The following is a 15,987-nucleotide window of genomic DNA, read 5'->3' as shown; positions in this document are numbered from 1 at the left end:
CTTAGCGCTCCGTGGTCTTGCGGATTTCTTTTTCGTCCATCCACTCGGCCAGACCGCTTTCGACGTCGATCAATTGCAGGCTGAATTTGTAGAAGACGTCCTTGTAGTCGCTGCTGCGCTTGACGATCGAGCTGATAGAGCCTTCGAGGCGGTATTTGGCGGCGATCATGTTGCCGGTCTTGGCCACGGTGCTCTTCTTGTACAGTCCGCTCTGGTTCTGCAGCTTGAGCTGGTCGACCTGGCTGTCCATGGCGTTGTTGTCGCTGGCAAAGCGCGCCGCGCCGGTCTTCATCAGCTGGGTCTTGATGCTGGTGGTGATTTCACGGGTATCGATGTACTCGCTGGTCTTGTTCTTCACGTCATAGACCTGAACCACCGGACGACCGTGCAGGACACCGGACTGGGCCAGTGAGCGGGTCATGGACTCGGCAATCATCTGCAGGTCGGTGGAGCCGAACTCGTTGGTCACGGTTTCCACGGCCTTGGTGTCACCATAGGTAATATTCTTGTTGCCCAGTACCGGGGAGTTGTTGGCACAGCCGCTGACCAGCAGGGCGGCGAGGGTGATGAATGCAACGCGTGTGAACATGGAAGCGCTCTCGAGTAACTGCGTAAAGGATTCTTGGCAGCAGAATTATTTAGGTTGGAATGCGCCGTAGGAGCTGCCTTCGGCGGCTCCTACGGCGTATTGATTTCCAACCGGAAGTCCACGGCCTTGGGGGTCGGCGCGATGGCTGGCAGGAAGCTGGTTTGTTCGCCGTAAAGTGTCAGGCTTTTCCAGGTTTCCTCTTCGGCAATCGGAAAGCCTTCAGGCCCCAGCCAGGCAAAGCGGTAGTACATCGTCTTGTTGTTGTAACTGGTGTTGCTCAGCTGCACATTGACGGTCATGTAGCCGTTTTCCCGGGCCACGCGCATGGCGCCGACCACGATGTTCTTTGTCTTGCCCATCGCTACGACCTTGCTGGCGGCACTGCCCGGCTCAGGGGGTGGCGGGGTGGCGCAACCGGCCAGCAAGGCCAGGGCGCAGACGACGATCAGTTTTGAACGCATGTGGACAAGACTCCGTTCTTAAGGTTGTTTGAGGCTGGCGACGGCGGTCGGGTTGCCACTCGGCATCACCTGGGCGGCCAGGCCCCCGGCAAAGACCTGATTGCCCACGGCCCGCAGAGTGACAACCTGGTAGCGCTGGTCGACCACCACCTTGACCACCGAACCACCTACCGCGTTGGGCAGGATGACCTGGTGCTCGCCCTTCTTCAGGCGCAGGCGCACCACTTGGGTGTAATCCGGCAGGGTGCGCCAGGTCCGGGTATCGGCGCCTTCGAGCACGGCCGACGTGAGGCCCACGGCCAGGCCGGCCAACGGGTTGGTGTCGTTGATCTGCTTTTGCGCCACGCCACGGGTGACGGCTCGCACGGTGGTGCGCAGGATGATGCCGGGCATGTCGTCGCGAAGGGCGCGGCGGGACATGGCGGTGACGCTGTTGAGCGGGGTCAGATCCATCTGGCGACCATCGACATCGATCTGGGCGAAGGTCACGGTGGAGGTGTCAGGCTTGATCACCGGGAACGACAGTGGCGTGATGACGATGTGGCCACTGATAGGCAACGGCAGGGGGATGCGGATCGAGTCGCGGGACGGTGCCAGGCCGCTTTGCACCACGATCAGGATGTCGCTGTCATCATTCTTGGCTGCAGGCTTGTCCAGGTTGAGCAATGCCTGTTCCAGCAAGGGTGTGTTGGGGCGCAGCTCTGCTGCCTTGCGATAACCCGGTGCGGCCAGGCCTTTCTCCCCCAGGGCCTCGTAGACGAAACCGGCCAGGTAATGGCTGAACGCGCTCTGGTAGCTGTTTTTCAGACCCACCACTTCGGGCGCGTCGAGGCTGGCGACCGGATAACCCTGAAGGTCCTTGTACTCGGTCTTGACCCCTTGCTGCTCGGCCTCTTCTTCGCGCTTGAGGTATTCCTTGTCCCGCAGATCGGCAATCACCGCTTCGCGTTCATGGGTTTTCTTGATCTGGGTCCGGGCGCCGTCGAAATCGTTCACGGCCAGCAGATTCAGGGCCATCTGTGTGGTCAGCATGACCTTTTCGTAGTCGTAGCCCTCATAGCGCCGGACTTTATCGTTGACCAGGAAGCTGCCGAACTGCGCCACGTACTTGGCGGTGTCGAGCTTGACCGCATCTTCCCACTGGCCGACCTGCTGATCGGCGCTGGTCCAGGCTGTCTGGCTGCCAGACAGATCGCCTTTGGCACGCAGCAGCTCACCTTTTTCAAAGTAATACAACAGATCCCGGTCTTGACCGGTGTTGTTCTTTTCCAGCAGGGTCAACGCGGCATCGACATTGCCGGACGCCAGCTCTTGATTGGTCTGGGTCAGTTCACTGTCGTAGTTGCGAAAAACCGAGCAGCCGGACAGCAAGGTGATCGCACCGAGGGCGACCGAAAAAACGGCACGGGAGGCCATGAACATTTCTTCCCTGAGTAGCAGCCAGGTGGGCGGGTCGGGCTGGGTCGATCCACGGACGGCGTCGGGACGCTATCGGTTCCTCATAAGCAGAGGAGCTTTTATGCCAAGTTCTTATAATAAGGCGGCGCGATTATAGACATGGCCGTTGGCTATGTAATGGCTTTTCAATCTCGAAACGCCGTTTTTGTGACATCACTTCCAAAGCATGAAAATCCGATGAAAATGTGCCGCCGAAACACATTCGCTCTTGAGCCAAAGTCCGTGTAAGTGAACAATGTGTTACTTCTTATTTCCAATTGAGAGTCATTCATGATTGCCCCGCTTCGTTTTCTGGCCTGGCTTGCACTGCCGTTGCTCGCCCTGTGCAGCAATCAATTGCTGGCCAATACTGTCGAAGGCGCTTCCCAGGCGTTGCACTTGCTGGATTACATTGGCGCCGACTACCCGGAAACCGTCGAGGCGGGCAAGGTTATCGACGAGTCCGAGTATCGCGAGCAGCTGGAATTCACCCACGTCCTGGAAGGGTTGGTCGTTGCGCTGCCGACCAAGCCGCAAAAGGCTGAGCTCACACAGGGTATCGGTGCCTTGCGCCAGGCGATTACCCTGCATCAGGATGGCGGCGATGTCGCCCGCCTGGCACGTCAACTGGGGGCGAAGCTGGCAGTGGCCTATGAAGTCAGCCAGGCGCCGGTCATTACCCCGGACCCGGCCCGTGGCGCGCCGCTGTATGCCCAGAACTGCTCGGTGTGTCACGGTGACAGTGGCGCCGGCGACGGCCCTGCCGGTGTCGGTCTGGAGCCTGCGCCCTCCAACCTGCGTGACGGTCGGCGTCTCGATCACTTGAGTCTCTACGCGATTTACAACACCCTCGGCATGGGCATCGAAGGGACCGACATGCCGGCTTTCGCCGATCAGCTCGATGAGCGGCAGCGCTGGGACCTGGCAGCCTACATCGCCGGTTTCAGTGCCGATCCGGCGGCGACCAAGAGCGAACAGACCTTCAACCTTGCCGATCTGGCCCGCCAGACCCCGGCTGAAGTGCTGGCGGCCCAGGGCCCCGCTGCGGCGACAACCTTCCGCGCCCAGCGTGCCCAGCCACCGCAGGTGCAGCGTGGCCCGGCGCAGTTGCTCGACTACACCGCTGCCACCCTCGATAAAAGTATCGCGGCCTATCGTGCCGGTGATCACGACCAGGCCTATGACTTGTCGGTAGCGGCTTACCTGGAGGGCTTCGAGCTGGTGGAAAGCTCGTTGGATAACGTCGATGCCACTGCGCGCAAGGACACTGAAAAGGCCCTGATGGCTTATCGTCAGTCTCTGCAGGACGGTTTGCCGGTGGAGCAGGCCGAACAGCGCCTGGATGCGGCCAAGGCCAAGCTGAAAGCGTCGGCGGGACTGTTGGGCGGAGATGGTCTGAGCTGGTCGCTGAGTTACATCTCGGGTTTGCTGATTCTATTGCGCGAAGGACTGGAAGCGATCCTGGTTTTGGCGGCGATCCTGGCGTTCCTGCGCAACACCGGCCAGGAGTCGGCGGTTCGTAGCGTCAACGCGGGTTGGGGGCTGGCGCTGCTGGCCGGTCTGGCAACCTGGGCCCTGGCTGCCTATGTGATCGACGTCAGCGGTTCCCAGCGTGAGTTGCTTGAAGGTGCAACGGCGTTGTTCGCCAGTGTGATGGTGCTGTGGTTGGGTGTGTGGATGCACGACCGCCGTCACGCGGCGGCCTGGCAGGATTACATCAAGAGCAGCCTGGTCGGCGGTGGTGGCCGTTTCGGTTTCGCCGTCCTGGCGTTCTTCTCGGTCTATCGCGAACTGTTCGAAGTGATCCTGTTCTACGAAACCCTGTGGCTGCAAGCAGGCCCAGCCGGGCATAACGCCGTACTGGCCGGTGGCACGACGGCGCTGGTGCTGCTGGTAGGACTGGCCTGGGTAATCCTGCGCGGGTCGGCGCGACTGCCATTGGCGCTGTTCTTCAGTATCAACGCCGCGTTGCTGTGCGCGTTGTCGGTGGTCTTCGCCGGACACGGCGTGAAAGCGCTGCAGGAAGCCGGGATCTTCGGCACCCGTCCGGTGGCGTTCTTCGACTTCGATTGGCTGGGTATTCACGCCGATGCCTATTCGCTGGCTGCTCAAGTGATCGCAATCCTGGCGATTGTCGTGTTGTACGGCCGTAGCTGGGTGACGGAGAAGCGCAGGGTGCAGGTGTCCTGATGCGTGTCTGGATCGACGCTGACGCCTGCCCCAAGGCGGCGAAAGAACTGGTGGTCAAGTTCGCCTTGAAGCGCCGGTTCGAGGTGGTGCTGGTGGCTGGGCAACCTCAGATCAAGCCCGGCCTGGCCTGCGTCAAGTTGATCGTGGTACCCAGCGGCCCTGATGCGGCGGACGACTATCTGGTGGAACACGCTGGGCCGGGTGAGCTGGTGATCTGCAGCGACGTACCCCTGGCCGACCGTTTGGTGAAGAAGGGCGTGGCGGCCCTGGACCCGCGAGGCAAGGAGTTCAACGCACAGAACATGGGCGATCGTCTCGCGGTGCGCAACCTGTTCACCGATTTGCGTGATCAGGGCCAGATGGGCGGCGGTCCTGCGGCCTACAGCGAGCGGGACAAGCAAGGGTTCGCCAATGCGCTGGATCGGATCCTCACGCGCTTGAGCCGGATGTCCTGAGCCTGACAGTTCCCCTGTGGGAGCGAGCCTGCTCGCGATGACGGTGTGTCAGCTAACCAAAGTATCAACTGAACCGACGCTATCGCGAGCAGGCTCGCTCCCACATTGGCTGGGTGTTGCTCAGGCATCGTTCTCGTGGGTCAGCTCGAGTATCCGATCCACCAGCTTGTTGATCCCGGATGCCGCTTCGCTGATGTTTTGCGCGAGCATGTAGGCCGGGGTGCTGACCAACCTGCGGGCGCGGTCTTCGACAATGTCGGTGACGGCGCAGTCTTCATGTGTGCCACCCATTTTTGTCACGGCAGCGGCGGTGTCGACATCCGTACCGATGGTGCAGGTCACGCCAGGGCCGTAGATTTTCGCCGCCAGGGCCGGGGAAATGCAGATCAGCCCCACCGGCTTGCCGGCCTCGGCGAAGGCCTCGGTCAGCGCCAGGAACTCCGGCTGGACGGTGCAATCAGCGCCTTCGACGGCAAAGTTGGAGAGGTTCTTCGCCGAACCGAAGCCGCCGGGTACGATCAGGGCGTCGAAGTCCTCGGCCCTGGCCTCGCGCAGGTCCTTCACGTTACCGCGGGCGATCCGCGCCGACTCCACCAGCACGTTGCGGCTTTCGGGCATTTCTTCACCGGTCAGGTGATTGATCACATGCAATTGGGCAATGTTGGGGGCGAAGCACTGGACCTGCGCACCGCGTTGGTCCAGGCGCAGCAGGGTGATCACGCTTTCGTGGATCTCGGCGCCGTCGTACACGCCACAGCCGGAAAGGATCACTGCAACTTTTTTGCTCATGGGTTTTTCTCCAGATTCATGGCGTTAAATGTCCACTAATTTGTCACTCGTTGCCATAGGGTTATCCGGCGGCTAAACCTAATCTGCCGACTATCTTTTGTCCGGGTCGCATCATGAATTTCATTCTGTATGCCGTGCCGTTCTTCTTCGTGCTGATTGCCGTCGAGCTGCTGGCTGACCGCTGGCGTGGCGTGAGTCATTACCGCATGGCCGATGCGATCAACAGCCTGAGCACCGGCGTGCTGTCCACCACTACCGGTCTGCTGACCAAGGGCGTGGGGCTGGTGACCTACGCCTTTGCCCTGAAACATCTTGCTCTTGTCCGGATGCCTGTCGACCAGGCTTGGGTCTGGATATTTGCCTTCGTGTTCTATGACTTTTGCTATTACTGGCTGCATCGCATGGGCCATGAGCGCAATATCCTCTGGGCCGCCCATTCGGTGCATCACCAGAGCGAGGACTACAACCTCTCCACGGCGCTGCGCCAGACCAGCACCGGGTTTCTGTTGAGCTGGGTGTTCTACCTGCCGCTGGCCGTGCTGGGCGTGCCGCTGACGGTGTTCGTCAGCGTCGCGGCGCTGAACCTGCTGTACCAGTTCTGGGTTCACACCCAGCACATTCCCAAGCTTGGCTGGCTGGAATGGTGCTTCGTCACGCCGTCCAATCATCGTGCCCACCATGCGCAGAACCCTCTTTACATGGATCGCAACTACGGCGGGGTGTTCATTATTTGGGACCGTCTGTTCGGCACCTTCCAAGAGGAAGAGGACTGCGAACCGGTGATTTTCGGCGTCACCACGCCGTTGGCGAGCTGGAACCCGTTGTGGGCGAATCTGCAGTTCTATGTGCAGTTATGGACGGATGCCCGACGGGCCGGACGGTGGTGGGACAAGCTGCGAATCTGGTTCATGCCCACGGGCTGGCGACCGGCGGATGTGGCGGTGAGATACCCGCTGGACAAACCGGACCTGAGCCGTTTCCGCAAATTCGAAGTGCCGCTGGACGGGCGACAACAGGGATACGTGGCGCTGCAGTTCTGCCTGTACATCGCGCTGGGCAGTTATCTGATGAATCTGGAGAGCAGCCTGCCCGTCGCAGCCCTTGTACTGGGTTGGGGGGCGGTGGCGTTCGGTCTGTTCGTATTGGGTGTGGCCCTGGAGAATCGCCCGTGGGCGCTGAGGCTGGAGCTGCTGCGGCTGGCTTCGAATCTGCCCCTGGTGTGGCTGGCGCCGCTGGCCGGGTTGTGGCCGGTAGGCCCCTTGGCCTGGGTCGGCTTGCTCAGCTACAGCCTGTTCAGCGTCATGGGGCTCTATTACTGTCGCAACCGGTTTGCTCGGTTGGCGTCGTAGGTTCACCAGAGCTTATGCGTTCAAGCCGCTCGGCTTCGAGGACCTTCTTCGCCAATCGCGCATTCTTGATCCGTCGACGCAACCACAGGCACAAGCCCAGCACCAGCAACGCGCCGAGTACCCACAATTCATACTTCTTGATACTGCCCAGCATGCCTTCGAGCACAGCGCCAAAGTGATAGGCGGCGGCGGCCAGTGCGGTCGCCCAGATCGCTGCGCCAATGCCGTTGAGCAGCAGGTAACGCCCCGGTGGGTAGCCTGACAGGCCGATGGCCACCGGCATCACCGTACGCAGGCCATAGACGAAGCGAAAGCTCAGGACCCAGATGTCCGGGTGCCTGCGGATGTGCTCCAGCGCACGATCACCCATCAGTTGCCAGCGAGGCTTGCGCGCCAGCAGCTTGCGCCCATGCTTGCGTCCCAGGAAATACCACAGCTGATCACCCGCGTAGCTACCGCAAAACGCCACGACCACCACGAAATTGATGTCCATGTAGCCACGGAACGCCAGGAAACCTGCGAGCACGAGGATGGTTTCGCCTTCGAAGAACGTGCCGATGAAAAGGGCAAGATAGCCGAAGTCATGTAGAAATTGCTGGAGCATTGTCTGGGTGCTGGCGAAATGAACGCGCAGCCTAACCCTTCGGGCACATTCAGGAAAGTGTCGAAATGTGTCTCGACGTGAACATTTCCTACAACCACAATAACTGCGACGACAGGTCACAGGTGCACATAACTGTCATACGTTAGTCATAATGGCCGCTTATAACTGTCACGCTCGCCCGTCAGTGGGCTCAGGAGTCTGCCGTGAGCTTTACCCCCGCCAATCGTCTGTTCCCTGCCACCCGTCTGCGTCGCAATCGCCGTGATGAGTTCTCTCGTCGGCTGGTGCGTGAGACCGTGCTGACCACCGATGACCTGATCCTGCCGGTCTTCGTGCTGGACGGTGAGAATCGGCGCGAAGCGGTGGCATCGATGCCCGGGGTGGAGCGCCTGACCATCGACCTGCTGCTCGAAGAAGCTGCCCGATGGGTGGAGCTGGGCATTCCGGCGCTGGCGCTGTTCCCGGTGACGCCGCCGGGCCTCAAGTCCCTGGATGCCGCTGAAGCCTGGAACCCGGACGGCATTGCCCAGCGTGCGACCCGCGCCCTGCGGGCACGCTTCCCTGAGTTGGGGGTGATCACCGATGTGGCGCTGGATCCGTTCACCACCCACGGACAGGATGGCATTCTCGACGAAGAAGGCTATGTACAGAATGACATCACTGTCGACGCCTTGGTCAAACAAGCTCTGTCCCATGCCGAGGCCGGTGCCCAGGTGGTGGCGCCGTCGGACATGATGGATGGCCGCATCCAGGCGATCCGCGAAGCCCTCGAGGTGGCCGGGCACGTCAACGTGCGCATCATGGCCTATTCGGCCAAGTACGCCAGTGCCTATTACGGCCCGTTCCGCGATGCGGTCGGCTCGGCCCTGAACCTGGGCAAGGCCAACAAGGCCTCTTATCAGATGGACCCGGCCAACAGTCAGGAAGCCTTGCACGAAGTGGCGGCCGACTTGTCAGAAGGGGCAGATATGGTCATGGTCAAGCCAGGCATGCCTTACCTCGACATCCTTTGCCGGGTCAAAGACGAATTCAAAGTGCCGACCTTTGTTTATCAGGTCAGCGGCGAATACGCCATGCACATGGCGGCGATCCAGAACGGCTGGTTGAGCGAAGGCGTCATCCTTGAATCCCTCACCGCTTTCAAGCGCGCTGGTGCTGATGGGATCCTGACTTACTTTGCCGTACGCGCCGCCCAATTGTTACGAGAGCAGAAATAGCCTCCCAGGAACTTGCGATGAATACCGAAGGACTCTCTGAAGTCGCCGTAAAAGACGCTCAACCCGTCGTCGAGCAAATCGCCGAAACACCACCGGAGCTGGAGCCCGCTCCACCGGTGGTTGTCGCCGAACCCGCCCCGGCCCCGGCGATTGCGATCCCCAACCTGGATGACAGCAGTCTGTACATCCATCGCGAGCTGTCGCAACTGCAGTTCAACATCCGCGTGCTGGAGCAGGCGCTGGACGAGTCCTATCCCTTGTTGGAGCGGTTGAAGTTCCTGCTGATCTTCTCCAGCAACCTGGATGAGTTCTTCGAAATCCGCGTCGCCGGCCTGAAGAAGCAGATCACCTTCGCCCGTGAACAGGCCGGTGCCGATGGTCTGCAACCCCATCAGGCCCTGGCACGTATCAGCGAACTGGTCCACGGTCACGTCGACCGCCAGTACGCGATCCTCAACGACATCCTGTTGCCGGAGCTGGAAAAGCACCAGGTCCGCTTCATCCGTCGCCGCTACTGGACCACCAAGCTCAAGACTTGGGTGCGCCGCTATTTCCGCGACGAGATCGCTCCGATCATCACGCCGATCGGCCTCGACCCGACGCACCCGTTCCCGCTGCTGGTCAACAAAAGCCTGAACTTCATCGTCGAGCTGGAGGGCATCGACGCCTTCGGCCGCGATTCCGGCCTGGCGATCATCCCCGCGCCACGCTTGCTGCCGCGCATCATCCGCGTACCGGAAGACGTCGGCGGTCCTGGCGACAACTATGTGTTCCTGTCGTCGATGATCCACGCCCACGCCGATGACCTGTTCCAGGGCATGAAGGTAAAGGGGTGCTACCAGTTCCGCCTGACGCGTAACGCCGACCTGTCGGTGGACACCGAGGACGTCGAAGACCTGGCCCGCGCCCTTCGCGGCGAGCTGTTCTCCCGTCGCTACGGCGACGCGGTGCGCCTGGAGGTAGCCGACACTTGCCCGAAACACCTGTCCGATTACCTGCTCAAGCAATTCAACCTGCATGAAACCGAGCTGTATCAGGTCAATGGTCCGGTCAACCTGACCCGGCTCTTCAGCATCACCGGCCTGGACAGTCATCCGGAGCTTCAGTATTCGCCGTTCACGCCGCAGATCCCGAAGCTGCTCCAGAACAGCGAGAACATTTTTAACGTGATCAGCAAGCAGGACATCCTGTTGCTGCACCCGTTCGAGTCGTTCACGCCGGTGGTCGACCTGCTGCGCCAGGCCGCCAAGGACCCTCATGTCCTGGCAGTGCGCCAGACCCTGTACCGCAGCGGCGCCAATTCGGAAATCGTCGACGCCCTGGTGGATGCGGCGCGAAACGGCAAGGAAGTCACGGCGGTGATCGAGTTGCGCGCGCGTTTCGACGAGGAATCCAACCTGCAACTGGCAAGCCGTCTGCAAGCAGCCGGTGCGGTGGTGATCTATGGTGTGGTCGGTTTCAAGACCCACGCCAAGATGATGCTTATCCTGCGGCGCGAGGCCGGCGAGATCGTGCGTTACGCTCACTTGGGCACGGGCAACTACCACGCTGCCAACGCTCGCCTGTACACCGACTACAGTCTGCTGACTTCAGACGATGCCTTATGCGAAGACGTCGGCAAGCTGTTCAGCCAGTTGATCGGCATGGGCAAGACTTTGCGCATGAAGAAATTGCTGCATGCACCATTCACCCTGAAAAAGGGCATGCTCGACATGATCGCCCGGGAGACGCAATTCGCCCTGGACGGCAAGCCGGCGCACATCATCGCCAAGTTCAACTCGCTGACCGACCCGAAGATCATCCGCGCGCTGTACAAGGCCAGCCAGTCGGGCGTGCGAATCGACCTGGTGGTGCGCGGCATGTGCTGCCTGCGGCCAGGTATTCCGGGGGTTTCCCATAACATCCACGTACGTTCGATCATTGGGCGCTTCCTGGAGCACACGCGGGTGTTCTACTTCCTCAACGGTGGCGAGGAACAGATGTTCCTTTCCAGCGCCGACTGGATGGAGCGCAATCTCGACAAACGCGTCGAGACCTGCTTCCCGGTGGAGGGCAAGAAGCTGATCCTGCGGGTGAAGAAGGAGCTGGAAAGCTACTTGACCGACAACACTCACAGCTGGAGCCTGCAGTCGGATGGTCGCTACATCCGCAACACGCCGACCGGCAACCAGAACCCGCGCAGCGCCCAGGCGACGCTGCTGGATCGCCTGAGCAGCCCGGTGTTGGCGGTCAATTAAGGAACGGCGAGCTCAGCTTTTTGTGGCGAGGGGATAAATCCCCTCACCACAAAAGATCTCTGTTGCTGTCCGATCAGTGGATATTCAGCACAATCCCGACCCGGGTCAGCCATTCCGCCTCCTGGGCGAAGTCGGCCTGGGTCAGTTGGTTTTCTTCCAGCCAGCCTTCGGGGAACATCACATCCAGTTGGTCACCGTCGGCGTGCAATGCCACCTGGGGCATTTCCTGGGTGCCGCGGATGTGGTGGAACAGGATCGCGAACCGTAGCAGCACGCACAGGCGAATCAGCTTGGTGCCTTCAGCGCCGAACTCGGCAAACTTATCCTTGGGAATGTTGCGTCGGTGTCCGCGTACCAGAAGGGCAAGCATCTGCTGGTCTTCCCGGGAGAAACCCGCCAGGTCCGAGTGCTCGATCAGGTAGGCGCCGTGCTTGTGGTAGTGATAGTGGGCAATGTCCAGGCCGACTTCATGGACCTTGGCGGCCCAGCCGAGCAGTTCGCGCCAGACCCCGTCGTTGAGGTCCCAGTCGTCGGCCACCTGGTCGAAGGCATGCAACGCCTTGCGCTCGACCCGCACGGCTTGTTCCTGATCGACGTGATAGCGCTCCATGAGCGATCCCAGGGTGCGTTCGCGGACGTCTTCGTGGTGATGGCGCCCCAGCAGGTCATACAACACGCCTTCACGCAGGGCGCCTTCGCAATGATCCATGCGCTGCAGCTCGAGGGCGTCGAAAATGGCCTCGAGAATCGCCAGGCCTGCGGGGAAAATCGCCCGACGGTCGGGTTTGATACCTTCGAAGTCGATCTTGTCCGATTCGCCGAGTTTGAACACCTTGCGCTTGAGCCAGGCCAGGCCCTCGGCGTTGACCTCGCCACTGCCATAGCCGCCGGCCTTGAGGGCCAGGCCGATGGCGCGAATGGTGCCTGAGGAGCCGATAGCTTCATCCCAGGTCAGGCGGTGCAGGGCATGCTCGATGCTCATGATTTCCAGGCGCGCCGCAGTGTAGGCCTGGGCGTAGCGGGCTGGCGTGATCTTGCCGTCGCGGAAATAGCGCTGGGTATAGCTGACGCAGCCCATCTGCAGGCTTTCGCGCAACAGCGGCTCGAAGCGCTGGCCGATGATGAACTCGGTACTACCGCCGCCGATGTCCGCCACCAGCCGCTTGCCGGGTGTATCGGCCAGGGTGTGGGAGACGCCGAGATAGATCAGGCGGGCCTCTTCCCGGCCGGAGATGACTTCCACCGGATGGCCGAGGATCTCTTCAGCGCGGCGGATGAACTCGCCGCGGTTGCGCGCCTCGCGCAGGGCGTTGGTGCCAACGATCCGCACGGCGCCCAGTGGCATGCCGTTGATCAGTTGAGCGAAGCGCTTGAGGCAGTCGAGCCCGCGCTGGATGGATTCTTCGCTCAGTTTGCGTTCTTCATCGATGCCGGCCGCCAACTGCACCTTTTCACCGAGCCGCTCAAGAATACGGATTTCCCCGTTCTGGGCCTTGGCGACAACCATGTGAAAACTGTTGGAGCCCAGGTCTATGGCGGCGATCAGGGACAGATTCTTGGCTTGGGATGGCGGCATGTCTGAAGGTCTCGGTCGATAACCCTGCCATCCTGCCACGATCAACCGCTTACGCCAACGCGCCTGAACCAAACCCTTGAGCCAGCGCGGGTCCTCGTGGCGAGGAAGCGCCCTTGGCAGTGTGGATCAGGCAGGCTCGACCATTCCGATGAAATTCGCCAGTTCGGCCGTCTTCGGAGCGGCGAACAACACCTTGGGCTCTCCCACCTCATGCACCTTGCCCTGGTGCATGAACACCAGTTTGTCCCCCACCTCCCGGGCAAAGCGCATCTCGTGGGTGACCATGATCAGCGTCATCCCTTCCTTGGCAAGTTGCCGCACCACGCCGAGCACTTCATTGACCAGCTCCGGGTCCAGAGCCGAGGTGATCTCGTCGCAGAGCAGTACCTTGGGTGACATCGCCAGGGCTCGGGCAATCGCCACACGTTGCTGCTGACCGCCGGACAGACGGTCCGGGAAAGCGTCGAATTTTTCACCGAGCCCGACCCGCTCCAGCATCTGCCGCGCCAGTTCAGTCGCCTTGGTCTTGGATACTTTTTGTACAACCTGAGGCGCGAGCATCACGTTTTCGCCAACGGTCAGGTGCGGGAAGAGGTTGAACTGCTGGAACACCATCCCGACTTTCTGCCGCAGGCTGCGCAGATCGGCACGAGCGGCATCGAGGTACTCGCCGTCCACCTCGATCACGCCGTCGTTGATCGACTCCAGGCCATTGAGCGTGCGCAGCAAGGTGGATTTGCCCGAGCCGCTGCGGCCGATGATCGCGACCACCTGGCCTTCTTCGACGGTCAGGTCGATGCCTTTGAGCACATGATGATCGCCATAGTATTTATGCAGGGCGGAAATTCTAAGCAGAGGCATGCAGTCTCCTTTCCAGGTAGCGCGCGCTGAGGGACAGGGGGTAGCAGAGGAGGAAATAGCCGAGGGCAACCAGGCCATAGACCATGAAGGGTTCGAACGTGGCATTGGCGAGCATGCCGCCGGTCTTGGTGAGTTCGGTAAAGCCGATGATCGAGGTGACTGCCGTACCCTTGACCACTTGTACCGAGAAGCCCACGGTCGGTGCCACGGCGATGCGCAGGGCCTGGGGCAGGATCACGTAGCGCAACTGCTCCAGCCGGTTCAGCGCCAGGCTCGAGGACGCCTCCCATTGGCCATTGGAGATCGCTTCGACACAGCCGCGCCAGATCTCCGCCAGATAGGCGCTGGTAAACAGGGTCAGGGCAATGGCCGCCGCCGTCCACGGTGATATCTCCACCCCGGCCAGGGCCACGCCAAAAAATACCAGGAACAACTGCATCAACAGCGGCGTGCCCTGGAACAGCTCAATGTAGGTACGGGCAACATGGCGGGGCAGGGGACCTCTGGCGATGCGCATCACCATGACCAGCAAACCGATCACGCCGCCACCGATAAACGCCACCAGCGACAGCGCCAGCGTCCATTGCAGGCCCGTGAGCAGGTTGCGCACCACGTCCCAGAAAGTGAAGTCGCTCATTGGTCGCTCCTGGCGCTGCTCTTGTACAGGCAGCGACGGCCCACCCAGTTCAGTAACTGACGGATCAACAGCGCCATGCACAAATAGATCAACGTGGTCAGTGCATAGGTTTCAAAGGCGCGGAAATTGCGCGACTGAATGAAGTTGGCGGCAAAGCTCAATTCTTCGGTGGCAATCTGCGAACAGACCGCCGAGCCCAGCATCACGATGATGATCTGACTGCTCAGGGCCGGCCAGACCTTGCCCAGCGCCGGCAACAACACCACGTGGCGAAAGGCCTCGAAGCGACTCATCGCCAAGGCCGCGGCGGCTTCCAGTTGCCCGTGGGGGACAGCCTGGATGCCGGCGCGAATGATTTCGGTGGAGTAGGCGCCGAGGTTGATCACCATGGCCAGTACCGCCGCCTGCCATTCGGAAATCTGCACGCCCAGGGACGGCAGGCCGAAGAAGATGAAAAACAGCTGCACCAGGAACGGCGTATTGCGGATCAGCTCCACATACACCCCGAATATCGCCGCGAACGGGCGGATCTTCCAGGCCCGCACCACGGCACCGACGATGCCCAGGCCAACCCCGAGCACCGCGCCGATGGCCGTCAGTTCCAGGGTGAACAGCGCACCGCGCAACAGTAGCTCGGTGTTTTGCATCACCGGCAGAAAATCGAACTGATAAGCCATGCTCAGCCTCTCGAATGACGATCAGAGATCGGCCGGCAGCGGCTGCTTGAGCCAGGTTTGAGCGTTTTTCTCCAGGCTGCCATCGGTCTTGGCCGTGGCGAGGATCTGGTTGACCTTGTCCAGCAGCGCGGGCTCGTTCTTGTTCACGCCGACATACACCGGCGAGTCCTTGAGTTTCACTTTCAGCGCCGGGACACGCTTGGGGTTGCGCTCGCTGATGGCGACCATCACCACGTTGCCGCTGGCGATCAGGTCCACCTGGCCGGCGAGGTAGGCTGCGATGGTCGAATTATTGTCTTCGAAGCGCTTGATGGTGGTGCCTTCCGGGGCGACCTTGGTCAGTTCGATGTCTTCGATGGCGCCCCGGGTGACGCTGATGGTCTTGCCCTTGAGATCGTCCAGGCCATTGATGGCGGCCTCGGGCGGGCCGAATACGGCGAGATAGAACGGCGCGTAGGCGCTGGAAAAGTCGATGACCTTCTCGCGTTCCGGGTTCTTGCCCAGGCTGGAGATCACCAGGTCGACCTTGCCGGTGGTCAGGAACGGAATGCGATTGGTGCTGTTGACCGGCGTAAGCTCAAGCTTGACCTTGAGCTGGTCGGCCAGCAGCTTCGCGGTATCGATGTCCAGGCCGCGGGGTTTCATATCCGGGCCTACCGAGCCGAACGGCGGGAAATCCTGGGGCACCGCGACTTTGAGGGTGCCGCGCTTGACCACGTCCTCCAGTCCGTCGGCGTGGGCGGGCAACTGGCAGAGCATCAGGCTGGCAAACAGGACGGTGAGCAGGGCGCTGCAACGCTGGATCATGGCGAATCTCCGCGGTCGGTGATGTGATTTCTGCGTTCGGACAGAGCACAGGCCATGCCAACGCGATTTCAAACCCGCCAAGGCCGCGGATTTGCTGGCGC

Annotated in this window: 15 protein-coding genes; 5 read left to right on the top strand and 10 right to left on the bottom strand. The window is 61.1% G+C overall.

What is annotated here, in order from left to right:
* Position 1: 1 nt before the first annotated feature.
* From lpoB to AD665_RS01470, 3 genes are all read right to left on the bottom strand, one after another.
* Positions 2-589 (bottom strand): penicillin-binding protein activator LpoB, encoded by a 588-nt coding sequence (gene lpoB, locus AD665_RS01480; RefSeq protein ID WP_024780529.1) that lies wholly within the window; start codon positions 587-589, stop codon positions 2-4.
* An 89-nt stretch (positions 590-678) separates the two neighbouring features.
* Positions 679-1,050: a YcfL family putative periplasmic lipoprotein gene (locus tag AD665_RS01475; protein WP_024780528.1), complete on the bottom strand. Its 372-nt coding sequence runs from the start codon at positions 1,048-1,050 to the stop codon at positions 679-681.
* Positions 1,051-1,068: 18 nt separating this feature from the next.
* Positions 1,069-2,466, bottom strand: a complete 1,398-nt coding sequence (locus AD665_RS01470; protein ID WP_024780527.1) for a COG3014 family protein — start codon at positions 2,464-2,466, stop codon at positions 1,069-1,071.
* 312 nt (positions 2,467-2,778) lie between these two features.
* Between AD665_RS01470 and AD665_RS01465 the strand changes: the two genes are divergently transcribed.
* Complete coding sequence (locus tag AD665_RS01465) at positions 2,779-4,677, top strand: FTR1 family protein (RefSeq protein ID WP_053190607.1); 1,899 nt, start codon at positions 2,779-2,781, stop codon at positions 4,675-4,677.
* Positions 4,677-5,132, top strand: coding sequence for a YaiI/YqxD family protein (locus AD665_RS01460; RefSeq protein WP_024780525.1), 456 nt, complete (start codon positions 4,677-4,679; stop codon positions 5,130-5,132). The genes AD665_RS01465 and AD665_RS01460 overlap by 1 nt, the downstream gene beginning before the upstream one ends.
* Before the next feature lie 120 nt (positions 5,133-5,252).
* Here AD665_RS01460 and elbB read toward each other — a convergent pair whose 3' ends face one another.
* Complete coding sequence (gene elbB, locus AD665_RS01455; RefSeq protein WP_024780524.1) at positions 5,253-5,921, bottom strand: isoprenoid biosynthesis glyoxalase ElbB; 669 nt, start codon at positions 5,919-5,921, stop codon at positions 5,253-5,255.
* Positions 5,922-6,034: 113 nt separating this feature from the next.
* Here elbB and AD665_RS01450 point away from each other — a divergent pair, with 113 nt between their 5' ends.
* The gene (locus AD665_RS01450) at positions 6,035-7,270 is read left to right on the top strand and encodes a sterol desaturase family protein (protein WP_024780523.1); all 1,236 of its coding nucleotides are present in this window, start codon (positions 6,035-6,037) and stop codon (positions 7,268-7,270) included.
* Here AD665_RS01450 and AD665_RS01445 read toward each other — a convergent pair.
* Entirely contained in the window at positions 7,221-7,874 is a 654-nt protein-coding gene (locus AD665_RS01445; RefSeq protein ID WP_053190605.1) for a DedA family protein, read from the bottom strand. The genes AD665_RS01450 and AD665_RS01445 overlap by 50 nt on opposite strands.
* A 203-nt stretch (positions 7,875-8,077) precedes the next feature.
* Here AD665_RS01445 and hemB point away from each other — a divergent pair, with 203 nt between their 5' ends.
* Both hemB and ppk1 read left to right on the top strand, forming a co-directional pair.
* Positions 8,078-9,091, top strand: coding sequence for a porphobilinogen synthase (gene hemB, locus AD665_RS01440; protein WP_053190604.1), 1,014 nt, complete (start codon positions 8,078-8,080; stop codon positions 9,089-9,091).
* Positions 9,092-9,108: 17 nt separating this feature from the next.
* A complete protein-coding gene (ppk1, locus tag AD665_RS01435; protein WP_024780520.1) occupies positions 9,109-11,328 on the top strand; it encodes a polyphosphate kinase 1 in 2,220 nt (739 codons plus the stop codon).
* 73 nt (positions 11,329-11,401) lie between these two features.
* On the opposite strand, the gene ppx is transcribed toward ppk1, so the two are convergent.
* The 5 genes from ppx to AD665_RS01410 all read right to left on the bottom strand — a co-directional run bounded on the left by ppx (position 11,402) and on the right by AD665_RS01410 (position 15,886).
* The gene (gene ppx, locus AD665_RS01430; protein WP_024780519.1) at positions 11,402-12,904 is read right to left on the bottom strand and encodes an exopolyphosphatase; all 1,503 of its coding nucleotides are present in this window, start codon (positions 12,902-12,904) and stop codon (positions 11,402-11,404) included.
* A gap of 126 nt (positions 12,905-13,030) precedes the next feature.
* Complete coding sequence (locus tag AD665_RS01425; RefSeq protein ID WP_024780518.1) at positions 13,031-13,765, bottom strand: amino acid ABC transporter ATP-binding protein; 735 nt, start codon at positions 13,763-13,765, stop codon at positions 13,031-13,033.
* A complete protein-coding gene (locus AD665_RS01420) occupies positions 13,752-14,402 on the bottom strand; it encodes an amino acid ABC transporter permease (RefSeq protein ID WP_024780517.1) in 651 nt (216 codons plus the stop codon). The genes AD665_RS01425 and AD665_RS01420 overlap by 14 nt, the downstream gene beginning before the upstream one ends.
* Positions 14,399-15,079 carry an amino acid ABC transporter permease gene (locus AD665_RS01415; protein WP_053190602.1) on the bottom strand — a complete coding sequence of 227 codons (681 nt, stop codon included), beginning with the start codon at positions 15,077-15,079 and terminating at the stop codon, positions 14,399-14,401. The genes AD665_RS01420 and AD665_RS01415 overlap by 4 nt, the downstream gene beginning before the upstream one ends.
* A 21-nt stretch (positions 15,080-15,100) precedes the next feature.
* On the bottom strand, positions 15,101-15,886 hold the full coding sequence (locus tag AD665_RS01410) for a transporter substrate-binding domain-containing protein (protein ID WP_053190600.1): 786 nt from the start codon (positions 15,884-15,886) through the stop codon (positions 15,101-15,103).
* Positions 15,887-15,987: the final 101 nt, after the last annotated feature.

Origin of the sequence: Pseudomonas corrugata (assembly GCF_001269905.1) — a bacterium.
Classification (GTDB): Bacteria; Pseudomonadota; Gammaproteobacteria; order Pseudomonadales; family Pseudomonadaceae; genus Aquipseudomonas; species Aquipseudomonas corrugata.
This window is presented reverse-complemented; position numbering and strand designations above follow the sequence as displayed.